This is a genomic window from Mesorhizobium sp. M1143, assembly GCF_040318435.1.
Classification (GTDB): domain Bacteria; phylum Pseudomonadota; class Alphaproteobacteria; order Rhizobiales; family Rhizobiaceae; genus Mesorhizobium.
Genome location: NZ_JAMYMJ010000079.1, coordinates 1 through 16,865 on the forward strand (window position 1 = coordinate 1; position 16,865 = coordinate 16,865).

At 56.9% G+C, this 16,865-nt stretch carries 12 protein-coding genes; 7 read left to right on the forward strand and 5 right to left on the reverse strand.

Going from position 1 to position 16,865, the window contains the following annotated elements; all coding sequences use genetic code 11:
• Window positions 1-1,916, forward strand: a 1,916-nt coding sequence (locus NKH35_RS29250) for a transketolase (RefSeq protein WP_352917208.1), incomplete at its 5' end; no start/stop codon positions are given.
• Window positions 1,917-2,079: 163 nt separating this feature from the next.
• On the opposite strand, the gene NKH35_RS29255 is transcribed toward NKH35_RS29250, so the two are convergent.
• From NKH35_RS29255 to gmd, 3 genes are all read right to left on the reverse strand, one after another.
• Window positions 2,080-3,501 carry a phosphomannomutase gene (locus NKH35_RS29255; RefSeq protein ID WP_352917210.1) on the reverse strand — a complete coding sequence of 474 codons (1,422 nt, stop codon included), beginning with the start codon at window positions 3,499-3,501 and terminating at the stop codon, window positions 2,080-2,082.
• 350 nt (window positions 3,502-3,851) lie between these two features.
• Window positions 3,852-4,796: a GDP-L-fucose synthase gene (fcl, locus tag NKH35_RS29260; protein ID WP_352917212.1), complete on the reverse strand. Its 945-nt coding sequence runs from the start codon at window positions 4,794-4,796 to the stop codon at window positions 3,852-3,854.
• Window positions 4,796-5,866, reverse strand: a complete 1,071-nt coding sequence (gene gmd / locus NKH35_RS29265) for a GDP-mannose 4,6-dehydratase (protein ID WP_023692482.1) — start codon at window positions 5,864-5,866, stop codon at window positions 4,796-4,798. Before gmd ends, fcl begins: the two co-directional genes overlap by 1 nt.
• Before the next feature lie 973 nt (window positions 5,867-6,839).
• Between gmd and NKH35_RS29270 the strand changes: the two genes are divergently transcribed.
• The 6 genes from NKH35_RS29270 (at window position 6,840) to NKH35_RS29295 (ending at window position 14,645) form a co-directional block, all read left to right on the forward strand.
• Window positions 6,840-7,826: a nodulation protein NodZ gene (locus tag NKH35_RS29270; protein ID WP_023753785.1), complete on the forward strand. Its 987-nt coding sequence runs from the start codon at window positions 6,840-6,842 to the stop codon at window positions 7,824-7,826.
• 212 nt (window positions 7,827-8,038) lie between these two features.
• Window positions 8,039-9,454 (forward strand): mannose-1-phosphate guanylyltransferase/mannose-6-phosphate isomerase, encoded by a 1,416-nt coding sequence (locus NKH35_RS29275; RefSeq protein ID WP_023753786.1) that lies wholly within the window; start codon window positions 8,039-8,041, stop codon window positions 9,452-9,454.
• A gap of 778 nt (window positions 9,455-10,232) precedes the next feature.
• Entirely contained in the window at window positions 10,233-11,363 is a 1,131-nt protein-coding gene (locus NKH35_RS29280) for a DNA adenine methylase (RefSeq protein ID WP_023753788.1), read from the forward strand.
• Complete coding sequence (locus NKH35_RS29285; RefSeq protein ID WP_352917214.1) at window positions 11,360-12,067, forward strand: hypothetical protein; 708 nt, start codon at window positions 11,360-11,362, stop codon at window positions 12,065-12,067. The genes NKH35_RS29280 and NKH35_RS29285 overlap by 4 nt, the downstream gene beginning before the upstream one ends.
• Complete coding sequence (locus tag NKH35_RS29290) at window positions 12,036-13,034, forward strand: beta-ribofuranosylaminobenzene 5'-phosphate synthase family protein (RefSeq protein ID WP_280800247.1); 999 nt, start codon at window positions 12,036-12,038, stop codon at window positions 13,032-13,034. Before NKH35_RS29285 ends, NKH35_RS29290 begins: the two co-directional genes overlap by 32 nt.
• The gene (locus NKH35_RS29295) at window positions 13,035-14,645 is read left to right on the forward strand and encodes a non-canonical purine NTP pyrophosphatase (protein ID WP_023753791.1); all 1,611 of its coding nucleotides are present in this window, start codon (window positions 13,035-13,037) and stop codon (window positions 14,643-14,645) included.
• A gap of 248 nt (window positions 14,646-14,893) precedes the next feature.
• Here the strand turns inward: NKH35_RS29295 and qatD are convergent, their stop codons facing one another.
• Entirely contained in the window at window positions 14,894-15,628 is a 735-nt protein-coding gene (qatD, locus tag NKH35_RS29300) for a Qat anti-phage system TatD family nuclease QatD (protein ID WP_023753792.1), read from the reverse strand.
• A partial coding sequence (qatC, locus tag NKH35_RS29305) for a Qat anti-phage system QueC-like protein QatC (protein ID WP_352917217.1) occupies window positions 15,625-16,865 on the reverse strand: 1,241 nt, incomplete at its 5' end. The genes qatC and qatD, both read right to left, overlap by 4 nt.

The window sequence follows — 16,865 nt, forward strand, 5'->3', positions numbered from 1 at the left end:
ACATCTACGAGGCCCTGATCGAAGGCTGGAAGCACGGGCTCAGGAACTGCTGGTGGGTGGTCGACTACAATCGCCAGTCGCTCGACGCCGTGATCCGGGAGGGCCTCTGGCAGCGTTTCGAGCAGATTTTTCGCAACTTCGGCTGGGACGTGATGGTCCTGCGCCACGGCGCTCTGCAAGAGGCTGCCTTTGCCGAGCCGGGGGGCGAGAAGCTGCTCGAGTGGATAGAGCGCTGTCCGAACCAGCTCTATTCGGCGCTGACCTTCCAAGGGGGTGCTGCCTGGCGCAAGCGGCTGCTCGACGAGATCGGAGACCAAGGGCCGGTCACCACTCTGATCGAACGCCGCTCCGACGACGAGTTGCAGGCGTTGATGACGAACCTTGGCGGGCATGACATGCCGAGCCTCCTCGAAGCCTTCGAGGCGGCGTCCAGGCATGACCGTCCCGTCTGCTTCATCTGTTACACCATCAAGGGCTACGGTCTGCCGCTTGCCGGACACAAGGACAACCACGCGGGGCAGATGACGCCCACGCAGATGGAAGACTACCGCCTGCAAATGGGCGTAAAGCGGGGTGAGGAGTGGGACAAATGGGCGGCCGCCACCTTGCCGGAAGCGGAACTTGACGCCTTCTTCGCAAAGGCGCCGTTCTTCAGTGAGGGGCGTAGGAGGCTGTCTGCGCCGTCGGTGCCGGTGCCTGAAACCCTTCCGTCACCGGGGCAGCCCGGCAAGCCGCTCTCGACCCAGATGGGGTTCGGCCAGATCCTGAACGACATCGCACGCGAGCGCAGTCTGCTTGCCGACCGCATTGTCACCACCTCGCCCTATGTGACTGTCTCGACCAATCTCGGTGGCTGGGTCAACCGGCGCGGCCTTTTCGCCCGGGAGACCATGGCGGACACCTTCAAGGCCGAACGCATTCCGTCGACCTTTACCTGGGAATTTGGGCCGAAGGGGCAGCACCTCGAGCTCGGGATCGCCGAGTCGAACCTGATGATCATGCTCGGGGCACTCGGTCTCTCGCACTCGATCAATGGCGTGCGCCTGCTGCCGATCGGGACAGTCTATGATCCCTTCATCTACCGATCGGCCGACCAGCTAAACTACGCCTGCTATCAGGATGCGCGCTTCATGCTGGTCGCAACGCCCTCGGGCGTGACGCTAGCGCCCGAGGGCGGAGCACACCAGTCGATCGGCACCCCATTGATCGGCATGGCGCAGGATGGGCTTTGCGCCTTCGAACCGGCCTTCGTCGACGAACTGTCCGTGATCATGCGCTTTGCCTTCGATTACATGCAACGTAATGGCGAGGGGGATCCGGATGAGATGACGTGGCTGCGTGATCAGACCGGAGGATCGGTCTATCTTCGCCTGTCAACCCGGCCGCTCGAGCAGCCGCTGCGCGACATGAACCCGGCGCTCGCGCGGGACATCGTCAATGGCGCCTATTGGCTGCGTCCGCCTGGGCCCAACGCGAGTGTCGTCATTGCTTATCAAGGCGTCGTCGCGGCGGAGGCGATTGCCGCGACGGGTCTTCTGGCGGAGGACCGGCGCGATGTCGGGCTGCTCGCGATCACCTCCGCGGACCGGCTTAATGCGGGCTGGCAGGCGGCGGAACGTGCCCGGCAGCGTGGCGCGATTGGCGCCCTGAGTCATATCGAGCGGCTGCTCGCGCCGCTATCGCGTGACTGCGGCATCGTCACCGTGATCGACGGCCACCCGGCGACGCTCGCGTGGCTCGGTGGGGTTAACGGGCATCGCGTGAAGGCGCTCGGGGTCGAGCAGTTCGGCCAGACGGGGACTATTGCGGACCTATACCGTCACCACGGCCTGGACACCAACGCCATCGTACATGCGGCGCAGGCGGTCAGTGCGGGACCGGCTGTTCGCTACCGCAAGGCGCTGCCTAGATCATGAGCGACCGGATGCTCCGTGGCTGGTACGGATCGGCTGTTTCCACGGGCGTTCCGGTTCGCTTCAAAGCGGACAGGGCCGGGACACTGTGGACGTTCTGATCGCGCTTGAGTAGCTTGTGCGACCCCCAGGGTCACCTGGGAATACGCAGGGAGGCGGCTTTTATTTAGCCTTGCGCCCAATTACGAATTCGATCCAATCCAGTCCGGAGCAAAAGCTCCGCATCCTCCCGATTTTCGGCTTCGACGTAGCACCGCATTTCCGGGGCATTTCCGGATGGACGCAAATGCAAGACACGCTTATCCGCGAGAGTGATACGAAGTCCGTCAACATCGCTAACCTTGCTTACCACTCCAATCGACCCGACGAAGGCGGCGATGTTAGTTTCCGCTGTACGAAGGTATGTCATGAGGCGAGTGCTGCTTTCGACGGAAAAATTTTCCAAGCGATCCGCCGCCGCCGCCGGCAATTGAAAGGAACGGCCAATCTCCGACAGTGGCTGCCCACTTGTATTAACAAGGGAAAGTGCCGCGAGGATGGGGAGAAAACTGTCGCGTGTAGGTAGCGCCGGCAGTTTAGTTCCGTTCGGGTCAAAGTCCGTGCCTGTCAATAAACCACCGTTTGCTTCGAAACCAACCACGCGCTCGTGACCCGACGCAACCAAATCGAGCATGGCAGCAATAACAAATGGCGATCCAACCTTGGTACGCACGACTTTAAAAGAACCTGCGGTCTCGATACCAGAGTTTGATGTGACCGGCGTGACGACTGCCTTCGCTTGCAGGAAGTTCGCCGAAATCAGGCCTAACAAATCACCGCGAAGGGGGTCTCCGTGGTCGTCAGCTACCAGTGGGCGGTCACCATCGCCATCTGCCGAGACGACCGCATCAAGCCGATGCTCTTTGGCCCAGAGCTTGAACTGTTGAGCAGTCTCGTCAGAGACCGCTTCAGTGTCGACAGGAATGAAACCTTCCGAACGTCCCAGGGTTACGACCGTCGCACAGTGATATGAGAGAATGTCAACCAAGAGATCGCGCGCGACTGTGCTGTGCTGATATACGCCCACCGTTAAGCCCTTTAGAGCATTAATCTCCATAAGCTTTCGATTGCGCGCCATGAAAAAGGCCTTGCATTCGGCCTCCCGGTGCTGCCGACGTGCAACAGCACCTTCAAGGACGTATCCGCGCTTCTCCAACTGCAAGGCGATGCGCGTTATCTCCCGCTCATCACCCTTGTCGATCTCACCGTCGGGTCGATAGAATTTTATTCCATTACGGTCGGCCGGAATGTGCGAGCCTGTGATCATCAAACAACCACTCTTACGCGCCTGAGCATACAGTGCCAGGGCAGGGGTGGGGACTGCGCCGCAATCGACTACGATGAAGCCGAGCGCGGACAGTGCCGCCGCACAGACGGCGGCGATGGCCGGACTCGAGGCGCGAAAGTCGCGCCCTATGAGTATCTCGTCGCCAATTCTGGCCAGGCCGGATTCCAGCAGGAATGTCGCGAATGCCGTTGCATATAGGGCAGAGGCGGCTCCTGCCAATTCTGTCGCCAGGCCCCGTAATCCACTTGTTCCGAATTTCATACCAAATCCGACGTTGCTAACCGGGTTTTGAAGGTAACATGCTCAAACTTTGGCTCGTCCGGAATGCCCATCGACAGATCCCTCGGACGAGAACAAGAAGTACATTCGGTTACCGTAGACGCGTTCGGTTATCGACGGTTACCCTTGTGAGGATTGACGCAGTCGGCGTCGGCGTGGGCAGCGCACCGTGACCTTCAAGGACGAGGTTGGAGCGGATGGGGTCCGGGTCCGGCGGGGCTCCTCGCGGCTGGCTCACATGAGCGCTATCGCCATCGAGTGATTGTCTCAGTCTACATTAGCTCTGGGTCCCGAAAGCGCGTACAGGCCTGAGACGCAGCAAATCCTCTTATCTATCGCCGTTCGGTGTAGCTCCCGTTTAGAAATGCATGATAGACACTCTCGATGCCTTCCATGAGAGTGATCTTTGCTGCCCATCCCAAAGTGCGCAGCTTGTCGACGCTCATCAGCTTTCGCGGTGTACCGTCAGGTCTAGAGTGATCATGCGCAATCTCCCCAGTAAATCCGACTACACGGCAGATCATTCTTGTCAGCTCTAGGATCGTGATGTCCTGTCCGCAGCCGAGATTGACGTGATCATGGTCAGAGTAGTTCTTCAGAAGGAAGACTAATGCGTCGGCGCAGTCGTCGACGTGCATGAATTCCCGACGTGGTGTGCCCGTGCCCCAGATGGTGATTTGCTTATCACTTATGAGCTTAGCTTCATGCGCTTTCCGGATCAGCGCTGGGACGACGTGGCCTGACTGCAAGTCATAATTGTCGCCTGGCCCGTAGAGATTCGTCGGCATAGCGGAGATGTAATCGCGCCCATATTGCTCGCGATAGGCTTGAGCCATTTTGATGCCGGTGATCTTGGCGACGGCGTAGCATTCGTTGGTGCGCTCTAGTGGCCCGGTCAAAAGCGCGCTTTCAGGAATGGGCTGTGGTGCCATCTTCGGATACATGCAAGACGAGCCGAGGAAGAGGACGCGGTCGACATTGTTTTCGTGGGCTGCCGCGAAGATATTGGCCTCGATCATCAGATTGTCGTAAAGAAAGTCGACCGGATAGGTGGCGTTCGCGAGAATACCACCTACCTTTGCCGCCGCCATAATGATAGCGTCCGGTTTCATCACTGCCACGAAGTTTTCAACCTCGGTCTGTCGCTTGAGGTCTAGCTCTCCCCGAGGGGCGGCCACAACTTTGCAGTCTTCAGACGCGAGTCGGCGTACAACAGCGCTGCCCACCATACCTTTGTGGCCAGCGACCCACACGGTTTTTCCGTTCAGATCATACATTACGCTTCCTTCATGACTACAGATGTCTGCATGACCTTCAGGTCTTCGCGCACCATTTCCGCAGCAAGCTCGCGCACGGATGTCTCATGCACCCAGCCGAGCTTCTCCTTCGCCTTGGTAGCGTCACCCAGGAGAAGATCGACTTCCGTGGGGCGGAAGTAGCGTGGGTCCACTTGGACTAGGCATCTGCCGCTCGCTACATCATAGCCCTTTTCGCCGACACCCTTGCCACGCCATTCGATCTCGACGCCGATATCTTCGAAAGCCCACTCGACGAATTGGCGGACAGGAGTCGTTTTGCCCGTAGCCAGCACGTAATCATCCGGTTGATCCTGCTGTATCATCATCCACATACCTCGCACGTACTCACGCGCATGGCCCCAATCGCGTTGAGCATCGAGATTGCCGAGATAAAGCTTGTCCTGCTTGCCCAGGTAGATAGCAGCGGCAGCGCGGCTGATCTTGCGCGTCACAAAAGTTTCGCCACGAAGGGGGCTTTCGTGATTAAAAAGAATGCCGTTGGAAGCGTGCATACCATAGCCCTCGCGATAATTGACGACCATCCAGTAGGCGTAGAGCTTGGCGGCGGCGTAAGGGCTGCGCGGATAAAAGGGCGTCGTTTCGTTCTGCGGTACGGACTGCACGAGGCCGTATAGCTCCGAAGTCGAGGCTTGATAGAAGCGGGTCTTGTCCGTCAGACCGAGCAGGCGAATCGCCTCAAGAAGTCGCAATGTACCGATACCGTCCGCGTTTGCTGTGTATTCAGGTGTTTCGAACGACACCTGCACGTGGCTCTGAGCAGCCAAGTTGTAAATTTCGTCTGGCTGAGATTCCTGAACCACGCGGATGAGGTTAGTCGAATCAGTGAGGTCACCGTAATGCAAGATCAGGCGCGGATCGGATTCGTGCGGGTCTTGGTAGAGGTCTTCGATACGACCCGTGTTGAAGGAAGAGGAACGTCGCTTAATCCCATGAACGATGTAGCCTTTTTTGAGAAGAAGACGGGCAAGATAGGCACCATCCTGTCCAGTTATGCCCGTAATAAGAGCAACTTTTCTGCTATCGCCCATTCTATTCCTGCTCTATCTAAAGCTTAAAGTTTCGGCTCCGGGTCGCCACGCCGACACAATGTGCGGCCCGCCCCGTGCCCTATGGAGCACTTCGACAGATGCGGCGCGAAGCTCGTCATTGACAGTCTGCCAGCCGAGCACACCTGCTCTTGCTTGGAGTCACAGCAAAATAGAGTTGCGCCGCTAACTGGGATTCGTACATGCGGTCAGAGTGCCGCTCAGCTCACGCCGCGAGCGACTGTACTCCAAGCACCTTGCAGCTGATTTGCTCATCTATCAGCGAGTGAGGACGCCTTCTTTCTTGCTTCAGCGTCTTCTAATGGGAATTGTTTGGATCAGTGAAATCGATTGTTTGGATAAAGTGCATCCACAGAATGGATGGTCTGACCGAGCAGCCGGGGCGCATCGCCGGCCCGGAGTCGTAGGTCCCGAGCTTCCGTTCGGGGCGAGGACAAAGTTCGTGGCCGCGAGCCCTCACCACAGCATCCGGCACAGGTCGTGCAGAACTTTGGGAGCAGACTGCAGATTCTGTCGATCAGCTGGTTCCAGGCGCGTCGAGCTGTCGACCTCATCTCGCCCGGTACCGGTTGCTGTATGCAGCCTTGCACCCTTGGCGTCTGGCGTCGACGGAATGATTTGCTTCGGCAGGCAGTGTCGCAGCGTTTCCCGGCTGTTTCGGCTCTATTGGCCGGGCCCGCGTCAGCCGAGCCCCTTCATCATGGCATCCAACACATGGATGGCCGGCATCCACTCAATAGATTTTACATATGCCGCGGAAGCCCATTAGAGAAGGCTGAACCGGAAGCGAGGGCATCGGCTTCAAGCTGTGCGAGAGGGATAAGTGGGCAGTGCTGAGGGAGCTCTTCTGCCCTACGGCCCGGCCTCTGCCAAGCGCCCGGCGTCAGGGTCTACTAGTGTCGACTAAGGATTCCAAGCCGGATGCAACCTCCTCTCCGAAACGAGATTTCCGAAAATGCATGTTAGTGGATTGGAAAAGCGCCGGTTCGTCGTCTCTCGGAGGCGTACGGGGTTCGGTGATTGTCTGTGGTCGTTGGCGGCCGCTTGGCGCTACGCGCAGCGGTCGGGACGAACTCTAGTCATCGACTGGCGGGGGGCCTGCTACCTCGACCAACCCTTCACAAATGCGTTTCCGGTGTTCTTCCAGCCGATCAATGACATCGCTGGCGTGCCGGCTATTTCCGACGACCGGATCAACGACGTTTCCTTCCCTGGTCCATTCTTCCCGGAGTGGTGGAACAGGCCGGCGATCGAGTGCCTTTACCGGCCAGATGAGCAGATTTTCCAAGAGCGCGATGAGTTGGGCGAGCTCTTTCAGGCCGAACACGATGTCGAAGCGAACACAGTAGTGTGTGACGCTTGTCTGATGTGGCGGTGCGATGAGGATGCAGAGCGGCAGGTGTTCCAGAGTGTCCAGCCTCGGCCAGAAATTCAAGCCCGCATAGATGCCATTTATCAGGAATGTTTTGAGGGGCGCAGCATCATCGGGATTCATGTTCGGCACGGTAACGGTGAAGACATCATGGAGCATGCGCCCTACTGGGCCGATCCGGAGCTCGCCGTTCGGCAAGTGTGCGCTGCAATTGACAAGGCTAAGGCGTTACCGCACCCCAGGCCTGTGCGGCTGTTCTTATGCACGGACAGCGCGCGGATACTGGATCTTCTGGCGGCCAGGTTTCCCGATCTGCTCACTGTCCCGAAGCACTTCGGATCCAATCAAGGTGGCCCCTTACACACTGCAGCACTCGGGATTGACGGCGGAATTTCCGCCCTCGTTGAGATGTATCTTCTCGCGCGCTGCGATACCGTAATTCGGTTTCCCCCGACGAGCGCCTTTACACGATATGCACGTCTATTCGCACCACGGGTAATTGAATTCGATCTGAAGGAGCCAAGTCGTTTGACTTTGATAGAAGACAGCCAAGTCTCTGATCTCAGTTAAGACCCGCCACCTGCGCAATTCGGCAGAGGCAACCAACAGGCATCAGTGGAGGCGTCGTACATTACCGATAGCGTCGTCATCTGACGCCGCCTGCAACGCACCAGAACTTCGCTGTTACGCGCGACCGCAGACAAGCCAGAGCGACGGCGATCGTGACGCTGACGCTCGAAACAACGCGGGCGATCACTCCAGAGACGAGATTGAGGTTGGTTATGAAAGTCATTCCCGTGATCATCAGCGGCGGAGCCGGATCGCGGCTATGGCCCGCCTCAAGGCAATCGCACCCCAAACCTTTCCTCAAAGTAGCGGATGGATATTCTCTCATTCAGCACACTGTGCTGCGCGTCGCTTCGATAGAAGGTGTCGTGGAACTCGTCGCTGTGACATCCGGGGAACACCTCTTCCTGACCAAGGACGAATTTGACGAACTGGATTCCGTGGTCCTGCCACGCACCTTTCTGCTCGAGCCCGAACCTCGGGATACGGCCGCCGCCGTGGCTGCAGCCGCGATCCATGCGAGGGCAACGCAAGGCCCTGACGCGATCCTGTGCGTCTTCCCGGCCGATCACCTGATTGGCAACCTGCCTGCGTTTCTAGACGTCATGGGCCTGGCCATGGAACATGCGAAGCTCGGGCGGATCGCCACATTGGGCATCACCCCAACCAGACCGGACACAGCATTCGGCTACATCGAAGCAGATGGTGAGAACGTCGTCCGTTTCGTTGAAAAACCGGATCTGGATACAGCCAAAGCCTATGTCGCGTCTCAACGCTTCTTCTGGAACGCCGGCATCTTCTGCTTCAGTGCGCAAACCATGCTCGACGAGATGGCTTTGCATTGTCCCGAGGTGCTCCAGGCCGTCGCCGACAGCTACGAGAACGGCCGCGCCAGTCAATGCCAAGGCTTTGCCAAAATCGAACTCGCGCCTGAGCATTTCGGTTCCGCGCCGCGAATCTCGCTCGACCACGCTGTCATGGAGAAGACTAACAGACTTGCCGTGATTCCCTGCGACATGGATTGGAACGACATCGGATCTTGGAACGCAATGGCCGATTTGATCGCCCCCGACGAAAGCGGGAACAGGATACGCGGCGATGTGCACATGGTCGACACGACCGGCACCTATGTGAGCTCCGACAAGCGCGTCATCGGCACGGTGGGCGTAAGCGATCTGGTGATCGTGGATTCCCCGGACGCTTTGCTTGTCACATCCCGCGACCGCGTTCAGGACGTTAAGAAGCTCTTCGAGGGCCTCAAGGCTTCGGGACATGAAGCTCATCTGGTCCATAGCACGGTACACCGGCCCTGGGGTACCTATACGGTTCTGGAGGAAGGCGAGCGCTTCAAGATCAAACGCATCGAGGTGAAGCCCGGTCGCCAGTTGAGCCTGCAGATGCACTATCATCGTTCGGAGCACTGGGTCGTGGTCAGCGGCTCCGCCAAAATCGTCAATGGCGAGCAGGAGTTGTTCCTGGGGACAAACGAATCTACTTACATCCCCTGCGGCCATAAGCATCGGCTCGAAAACCCAGGCAGAATTGACCTGGTTATCATTGAAGTGCAGAGCGGCGATTATCTCGCCGAGGATGATATCGTTCGCTTCGACGACGAATATGGTCGAACCTAGATAACAGTACAAAAAACGTTAACGGCGAGCCGTCGCTCAAGGATCTCTGTCGTGGGTGCTGGGCCTGACATTGGCAAGCAGCGGGCCGAGCGTGTCATAGTATCCGCCCCGCACTGTCATCAGGCACTCGATCGTGGTCGAAAACATCGGTGAGCGCTTGACAGCGCGCCGTCCGCGGTAACGAAAACTTCAGATCTTTCTTAGGCGGACCCATTGCTCAGCTGTTCAACGGCACAGCCGTATTTCAGCCTGTAGGCGGCAACGAAATCCTCATCGCTGCAGATGCAGCGGCCGCTGGAATCTTTGGCTTTCGGATCATGGAGGTAAGAACCAAGGGGGCGCGGTAGATTCACGCGAGTGCTGGTCGTCGGACTCATCGGAAAACCCGCACTATGCTTGACCAGGTCTGCGGCAAGCATGATCCCGGCAATCGCTGATTGAAAGGCCATCGGAACCACGGTTCGAAGGAGACGACTTCCATTGCCAAGCTGGGATGTCGGCCAGTTCCTCGAGTGGTGCCAGGCGCAGGGCGTGCGCGACATTCCTGACGGACCGCAAAGCGCCTAATCGCGGAAGTTACATCCTCCGCGGCACGCTCCCGAAAGCAGACGACCATCAAGCCACTTTTATATGCCGTTAGTGCGCAGCCAGAAGCCAACGCTCTATACAGATGGCTCCATGCAATTCAGCCGTACGATTGCTGCTTTGCGGCGCGATTATGCTGTGATTTCACTGCGACGCCATCTATGCTGGCGCTCGTTCCCGGATATTGTGCGGCATGCAAAAACAGAAACTGAAACCAGAACACGTTTCGTCGGCTACGCCATCTGCCTCGCAGGTCTACGCGATCGAGCCCGTGACGACTTCGATTTCGCGATTCCCCACGACCCGGTACTATGGAAGTAAGCGAAAGCTTCTTCCCTGGGTCTTCGATAGCGTAAAACTGCTGGAATTTGACAGGGTACTTGACGCGTTTGGCGGCACCGGCAGCGTATCTCAGCTTTTTCGGGCGATGAGGAAACGGGTCGTCTACCATGACGCTTTCCATTTCAATACTCACGTGGCCAGGACGCTATTAACGGAAGACGCTACGATCACCGCACAGCGCTTGATTTCTATCATCAATGCGGTCCGGCCCATCAGAAGCACGGTTGCCAAAAATTTCGAGAACATCTTCTTCCTTCCACCGGAAAATGAATGGATCGATGGCTTTGCAACGCTAATTGGCGAAATGACGATTTCCGACGCCGACAGATCATTGTTGTTCTATCTCCTGTATCAGTCGTGTTTGAAGAAGCGGCCATTCAACCTTTTCCACCGGCCTAATCTCGCAATCAGAACGGCAAGCGAAGTCAAGCGATCCTTCGGTAACGCAACGACCTGGGAAAAGAGTTTCCGGGAGCACATGTTGCAAGGATTCGCCGAGCTGCTTGCATATCGCAGGGAACGCCTGCCCCCTGTTACCGTACTTCCTGCGGGTGACGTCTCTCTGTTGCAGCCCGGATACGACCTAGTCTACTTAGACCCGCCGTATGTCGCGGAGGATGAACGGCGCAACAGGGACAATTACTGGCGGCGGTACCACTTCCTGGAAGGCCTTTCGAAGTACGGTGAGTGGTCAAATCTGATCGAGCCGGCCTCTAGTATCGGCATGATGCCCGAGCCAAAGCACTTTACCGATTGGTCCCGCAAGAAGCATTTCAAGGAAAAGCTCTTCGACCTCATCGATCGCAACAAGGATTCGACGGTGGTGCTCTCCTATGTGAAGGCGGCATACCCAGACGAAACCAGCATTCGCGAGTTCTTCGAGAGCAGGTTTGCCAACGTATCGGTCCATTCAACCGAACACAGCCACGCCCTTAGCAGATCGAAAAGACGAGAGTTGCTTTATATCGGGGTGCCTAAATGAGGTCATTCGAGCAACTGACTGCAGTTGTGCCATTGTGGATGATCCTGGTCGCATTTTGTCTTATCTCGACCGTAGGCTCCTGGTATTGGCTGACCTACACCGATGATCCTCGAATGATGGGCATCGTGAGCGGCCTGGTTTCCGGCTTGGTCCTCTATGTATTCAGCCTTATCACGCAGGTCACGGCCTTTAATAAGCTTGAGCATTATCGGGCGATGGGCGTAGAGGCTCTGCTTGAGAACAGACACGAAAAGTCCTACTACGGGCCTCTACTGTCCGGTGCCCGCGACACCGTGAAAGTCATGGGTGCTTCGGCCACGCGATTTATCGACGACTTTATGGATGCCGACGCGGACGACCATGTTCTGCTTGACCGGCTTCATTCGAACAAACGACTCCAAGTCCAAGTTCTGGTCCCCACCGATGATTTAATGTCACCGGACGCGAAGAATCGGTACAATGCGAGGTCTGTACAAATCGATCGGCTGAAACACAAATTTCAAGGCCGGTTTGCAATCAAGCGCTTTCCCCATGAGGCGCGCCATAGCTTTGTCATGGTCGACGGCGCTTTCGTTGGCGGCCCTGTTTTTGACGGCGACAAGAGTAAACACGCGCCTGCCGTTCATGTGGTTGCAGACAAGCCATTCGCCACCAAGTACCGTGATTACTTCAATGACAGCTGGGATAATAGTGCCGACGGTTAACATCGAGATCAGTCCGCGCGTCCACATTGGGCTGATCTCCATGCATGCGGGGGCTTCGAGGAAAAATGGGGGTCTTGGGTTCGCCGTTGAGGGCCCTACTGCGGCAATCAAAACGACATCCTCGCAGAGATCAGTGGTGCTTGATCGCAGGCAGAAGCCAATGCATGAGCAGGAGATTGAGCGCCTCCGCCAACAACTGGAACATGTAAAGCAACAACTAGAACTCTCCAGCTCGGGGACATTCGAGATCACCGGCTCACTGCTCACCCATTTCGGGATGGGCTCGGGTACAGCCATTAAGCTTGCGTGTATTGAGGGCCTACTCAAAGTCAATCGTCGAACGGCGCGAACGGAGGATCTGATTAGGCTCTCACGCCGGGGCGGAACTTCTGGTGTCGGGATATCAACTTATTTTTATGGAGGCTTTGCGTTCGACTTAGGCATCGTAGGCGGCCTTTCGCACCAGTTCGTACCTTCGTCGATGGGTGCTTCCGGCGCCTTGCCACTTCAACTGCACCGCCAAAATCTCCCAGAATGGCCGCTGGGTTTATGCTTACCTCGTAAATGCGAACCTAAAAGTCAGGAAGAAGAGATCGATTTCTTCCGCCGGTCGACCCCCCTGCCTTCGGCCAAGTCGTTCGAAGCCGCTTATGTGGCAGTATTCGAGGTTCTCGCATCGTTGATGGAGCGGGACTATCCGTCGTTTTGCCAAGCGATCAGTGCGATGCAGGAAACCGAATGGAAAAGGCTCGAACGCGCGGAGTACGCGCCGCACATCGATCGTACAGCCAAAGCGCTACGCGAACTCGGCGTCGATTGTGTGGGCATGTCGAGCCTCGGTCCTTTGCTCTATTTCTTTGCCTCTTCGGATTCACTCAAACGAGTTTATGCTCACAGTGAGCAGCTTGACGCTGATATCTTTTTGACCGTTCCCAAAAACAGCGGAAGACGCATGACGAGTTCTTAGATGCTGGCACTGACATTCTTCACGTCAAATCTAACGAAATTGGCGCACGCACGTTATCTCGCAGAAGGCGAGCCGATCAACGTCCTTGGTTTCCATCAGCGTACCTACCATGCTGGTTACACAGAGCCTCGGCTGCAATCACGCGAAGATCTGCTCAAGGCCAGCTACGAAAGTGCCGTGCAACAAGCGCGGAAGGCGAGAATCTTGTCGCCCCGCCATTTTTTCATTCTCGAAGATACGTCTGTGACAGTCGACGCTCTCAGTTCCCCAACGGAGGAGGTTCCTGGTCTCGATGTGAAGTATTGGATGCGAGAAACCACGTTCAGTTCCCTAGACGCGTCAGTCCAGGCAGCGGGCGGCAATCGGAGAGCAGTTGTTAGATCGGATGTACTGCTCCACATCCCTTCCTACTATAGGAAGCTGTGGGAAGTAGGTGACTATATTGTATTTACAGGCGATCAGTCGGGAGAAATCGTCAAACAAGAAAAGACATTCACGACGAATGTCATCAATCCATGGTTGGATAACCAGACCTTCAATAAGTGGTTTGTGCCTGACGGAGCGTCGGGGCCGCTTGGGAGTTTGTCGACCGTCGAAGCGAACAAGTACGACTTTAGACGTAAGGCGTTCAATAAGCTTTTCCAGTTCCTCAAAGAACGGAAACTCCTTCGAATCCCCACGCCGCAGCGTCATCTACCTTTGCAACGAGACACGAACTACATAGTTTGTGGGTACACATGTGCCGGGAAGACTACGGCCAGTCAGTACCTAGCTAGGTCCTTCGACTATCTTCACGTCGAGGCGAGCGACTTCATGCATCTAGCCTACTACATGCGGCACGATGTTCCGGATCATATCTCAATAGGTGATTTCGCGGAGCAGGCACTGATAGAGAAGCCGGAAATCGCCGCCGTGGCGATCGCCAAGTATCTGGAGGCCGACTTTGAATCCCCATGCGTGATATCGGGCTTCCGATCGATCGGCGAGATCGACTGGCTGGTAGAAAAGCTTGGTGAATATGGAAAGCAATTCCGAATTGTTTTTGTTAGCGGTTCCGAGGCAGCGCGGTTTGCCCGAATGGTAAAACGTAGTCGGTCAGGGGATGTCGACGATATAGCTCGATTCCGATCCCGGGACGAGCAGCAGAAACGAATGGGACTTGAGGTCATTGCCAAGCACCCGAGGACCGTCGTTTGGGAAAACGATGGTGATCTATCGAAATACCTCAAGGAAATCGAAAACGACGTCGGCCGCGATCCTCTCGGTGAACCCGATCTAAACAGATGGCTGCCAAAGCTACGCCAGCAACCTAGGTTCAAACTTGAAGAGGCAATTCTCATCGCCCTTCTGACGCGCTGGGCGGATGACGAGAATCGCCCATCGTTCACGACGTCGGAGATCGCAAAAGTCATCAACGAATTGCTGCCTGAAAAGTCGCAAAAACATAAAGACAACGTCAGTCGATATTTCAATCAAGACTTCTACGCGTACTACGAGATCGAGGTTGATCCCGTTAAGGGAACAAGGCGATATCGGCTATCAAACACAGGTTATGGCAAGGCTCTTAGGCTGTTGCGGAAGCGTGCTCAGGCCTCTGAGCCTGCCCGCTAGTCTGCGAATTCTTTAAGGCTAGCCTGCAGTGAGGCGAACGTTCCGGAGATCAGGTATGGGCCAGAGGCAGTCGTTGCGGAAGCGAGGCGCTGACGGCCGCAATCGGGTCGGCTGCAAACCGGCAGCTTTAGCCGGAACCGCAGCCATAAGCAGACAGTCGGATTCCGGCCCAAAAGCTCCCGCATCGGCGAGGTAAAAGCAAGCAGATCGCTCAGCCTCGAAGTGGCCGACCAAAGCGCCGTCCGCCGTTAGGACTTTCCCGTTGTCAGCGCCACGAGATTGTCTTTGAGAATTCCAGCGGCTTCCGCTTCGGGGATTTGCCAGATGTCGGATAGCATCTTCAATGCTTGCCAGGAATCCCTTGGCTGAAGTGGCCGGCTGCCTTCTAGAGCGAATGGACCGTCGGTCTCCGTGAGAACGCGGTTGCGCGGCAAGGCTCTTGCAATCGCCTTCCCATTTTCTGACTTCAACATGGAAGGGCCGCAGCTGAACCAGCACCCTTGGTCGACCGCCCGCCTAAGCTGTCGTTGAGATCCGCTGAACCAATGCAAGATGGGAATGCCGGCCGCGGCCTGTTTGGATAGACAATCCAGAACCTCGTCAGCGGCTCGGCGGCTGTGAATAGACAGGATCTTGCCGCCGAGGTCAGCTGCGATGGCCAAGATAGCGGAGAAAACCCGCTCTTGAGCCGCCTTCGAGGTTCGCAGGTGCTCGGAGCCATCGAGGCCGACTTCGCCAAAGTACCTTGTCTCGGATGCAAAATGCCTGAACAGGGGCAATTCCCCCTCGCGCTCAAGGGCGAGCTCGGGGTGCAGTCCCAAGGCTGTGCGGATTCGTGCCCGGTTCGCGCACAATGCTGACGTTGACTTCCACGCCTTTGGCGTCGTGGTCACGCAGAGGACATAGGCCCCTGATTTGTCCGCATCTTCGACCGCAAGCTCGGGATACCGATAGAGATCGAGATGGCAATGAAAATCGATCACATCTTGAAGCCACTGTCCGTGAGGTATCTGCCGACCTCCATTAGACCGCGTCGATGGACATCGACAAGGGCCGATCGGCGATCGATATCGGCAGGCAGAGGCCCTGACTGGGCGACCCAGGCGTCAAGATTCGCACCGTCGAGGCGTTTGACGGCAGTAAGCATGGCGACCAGGTCGTCACGAGTATCCTCGACGGTCATCACGTCGAGAAGGCTGGCAGATTGGTAGAGTGTCCTGTCATCCACGTCGCCTTCGTAGAGAGACGCGCGCCTGATGAGACAGGGAACGCAGCGGCCGCATTGTTGGCCCTCCCGCTTCCATTTCCCGCACGAGACCGTTTCCGAGGCAATGGCTTGGAAAAGCTGTACGCCATTCACCGATCGCACCATCTGGCCTTTTGTCCAGGTCGCATATGGATTGTCGATCGTAGCCGGAATGCCGACCACCCCAAAAATAGCCTGGACGCCGTCTAAGAAAAAAGGATGCGTCGTCCGCGTGCTGTGCGACCCGATCCGTCTCGGCGTAAGTGGTGCGTTCAGTGCAATCAGACCGTTTTCCGGGACTTGCAGCGGGATCGGCCGGCCGCCAACCAGCCTTGATTTCACGTCACAAACCAATGCAGCAATAGCTATGAAGAGAAAGCTTCGGGAGCGCATCGATATCTCCGACGTGCGCTCCGAGTTTGGCCAGGCATTGACCGATACGTGTTGAAGGGTCTGCGGCAAGCGTCCAACGATGCCGTTTTGGACCGATTTGTCGCCGGTGTAGGCATGAGATACCAGGATCGGGCGGGCGCTGTCCTCGACGAGGCGGAACGTAGCAATGGTGCTGTCCACACCGCCTGAGAACAGAGAAACGAGATCACCGGCAACAAGGTTTATCCGACTTTGATGCTGCCGGATGACTGAGGGAACGGGAGGAGCCTCTCCGCCGCCTTCAAAGTGAAAACGCCACTGATCGCCGCTCAGAAAACTGAGCAGACGCTGGAGCCGGGGTTTTACCGCATTCCACGGTCCTGGAGTTCTCAGCGGCAGGCAGATTTCGATATCCCTGCTCCAGCTGTCCGCGGCGTCCTCTCTCAGCACGAATGTGTCGGCCGCAGTGACGGCAAGCGCGATAGATACAAAATCCACCGCCGTCGCAGACGGCTGCACTCCGAAACGTAAAAAGAGGTCTTTGACCTGGTTTCCGATGGCGACGGCGCCTGCAATTGGGGCTGAACCGCCATAAAGGAGAA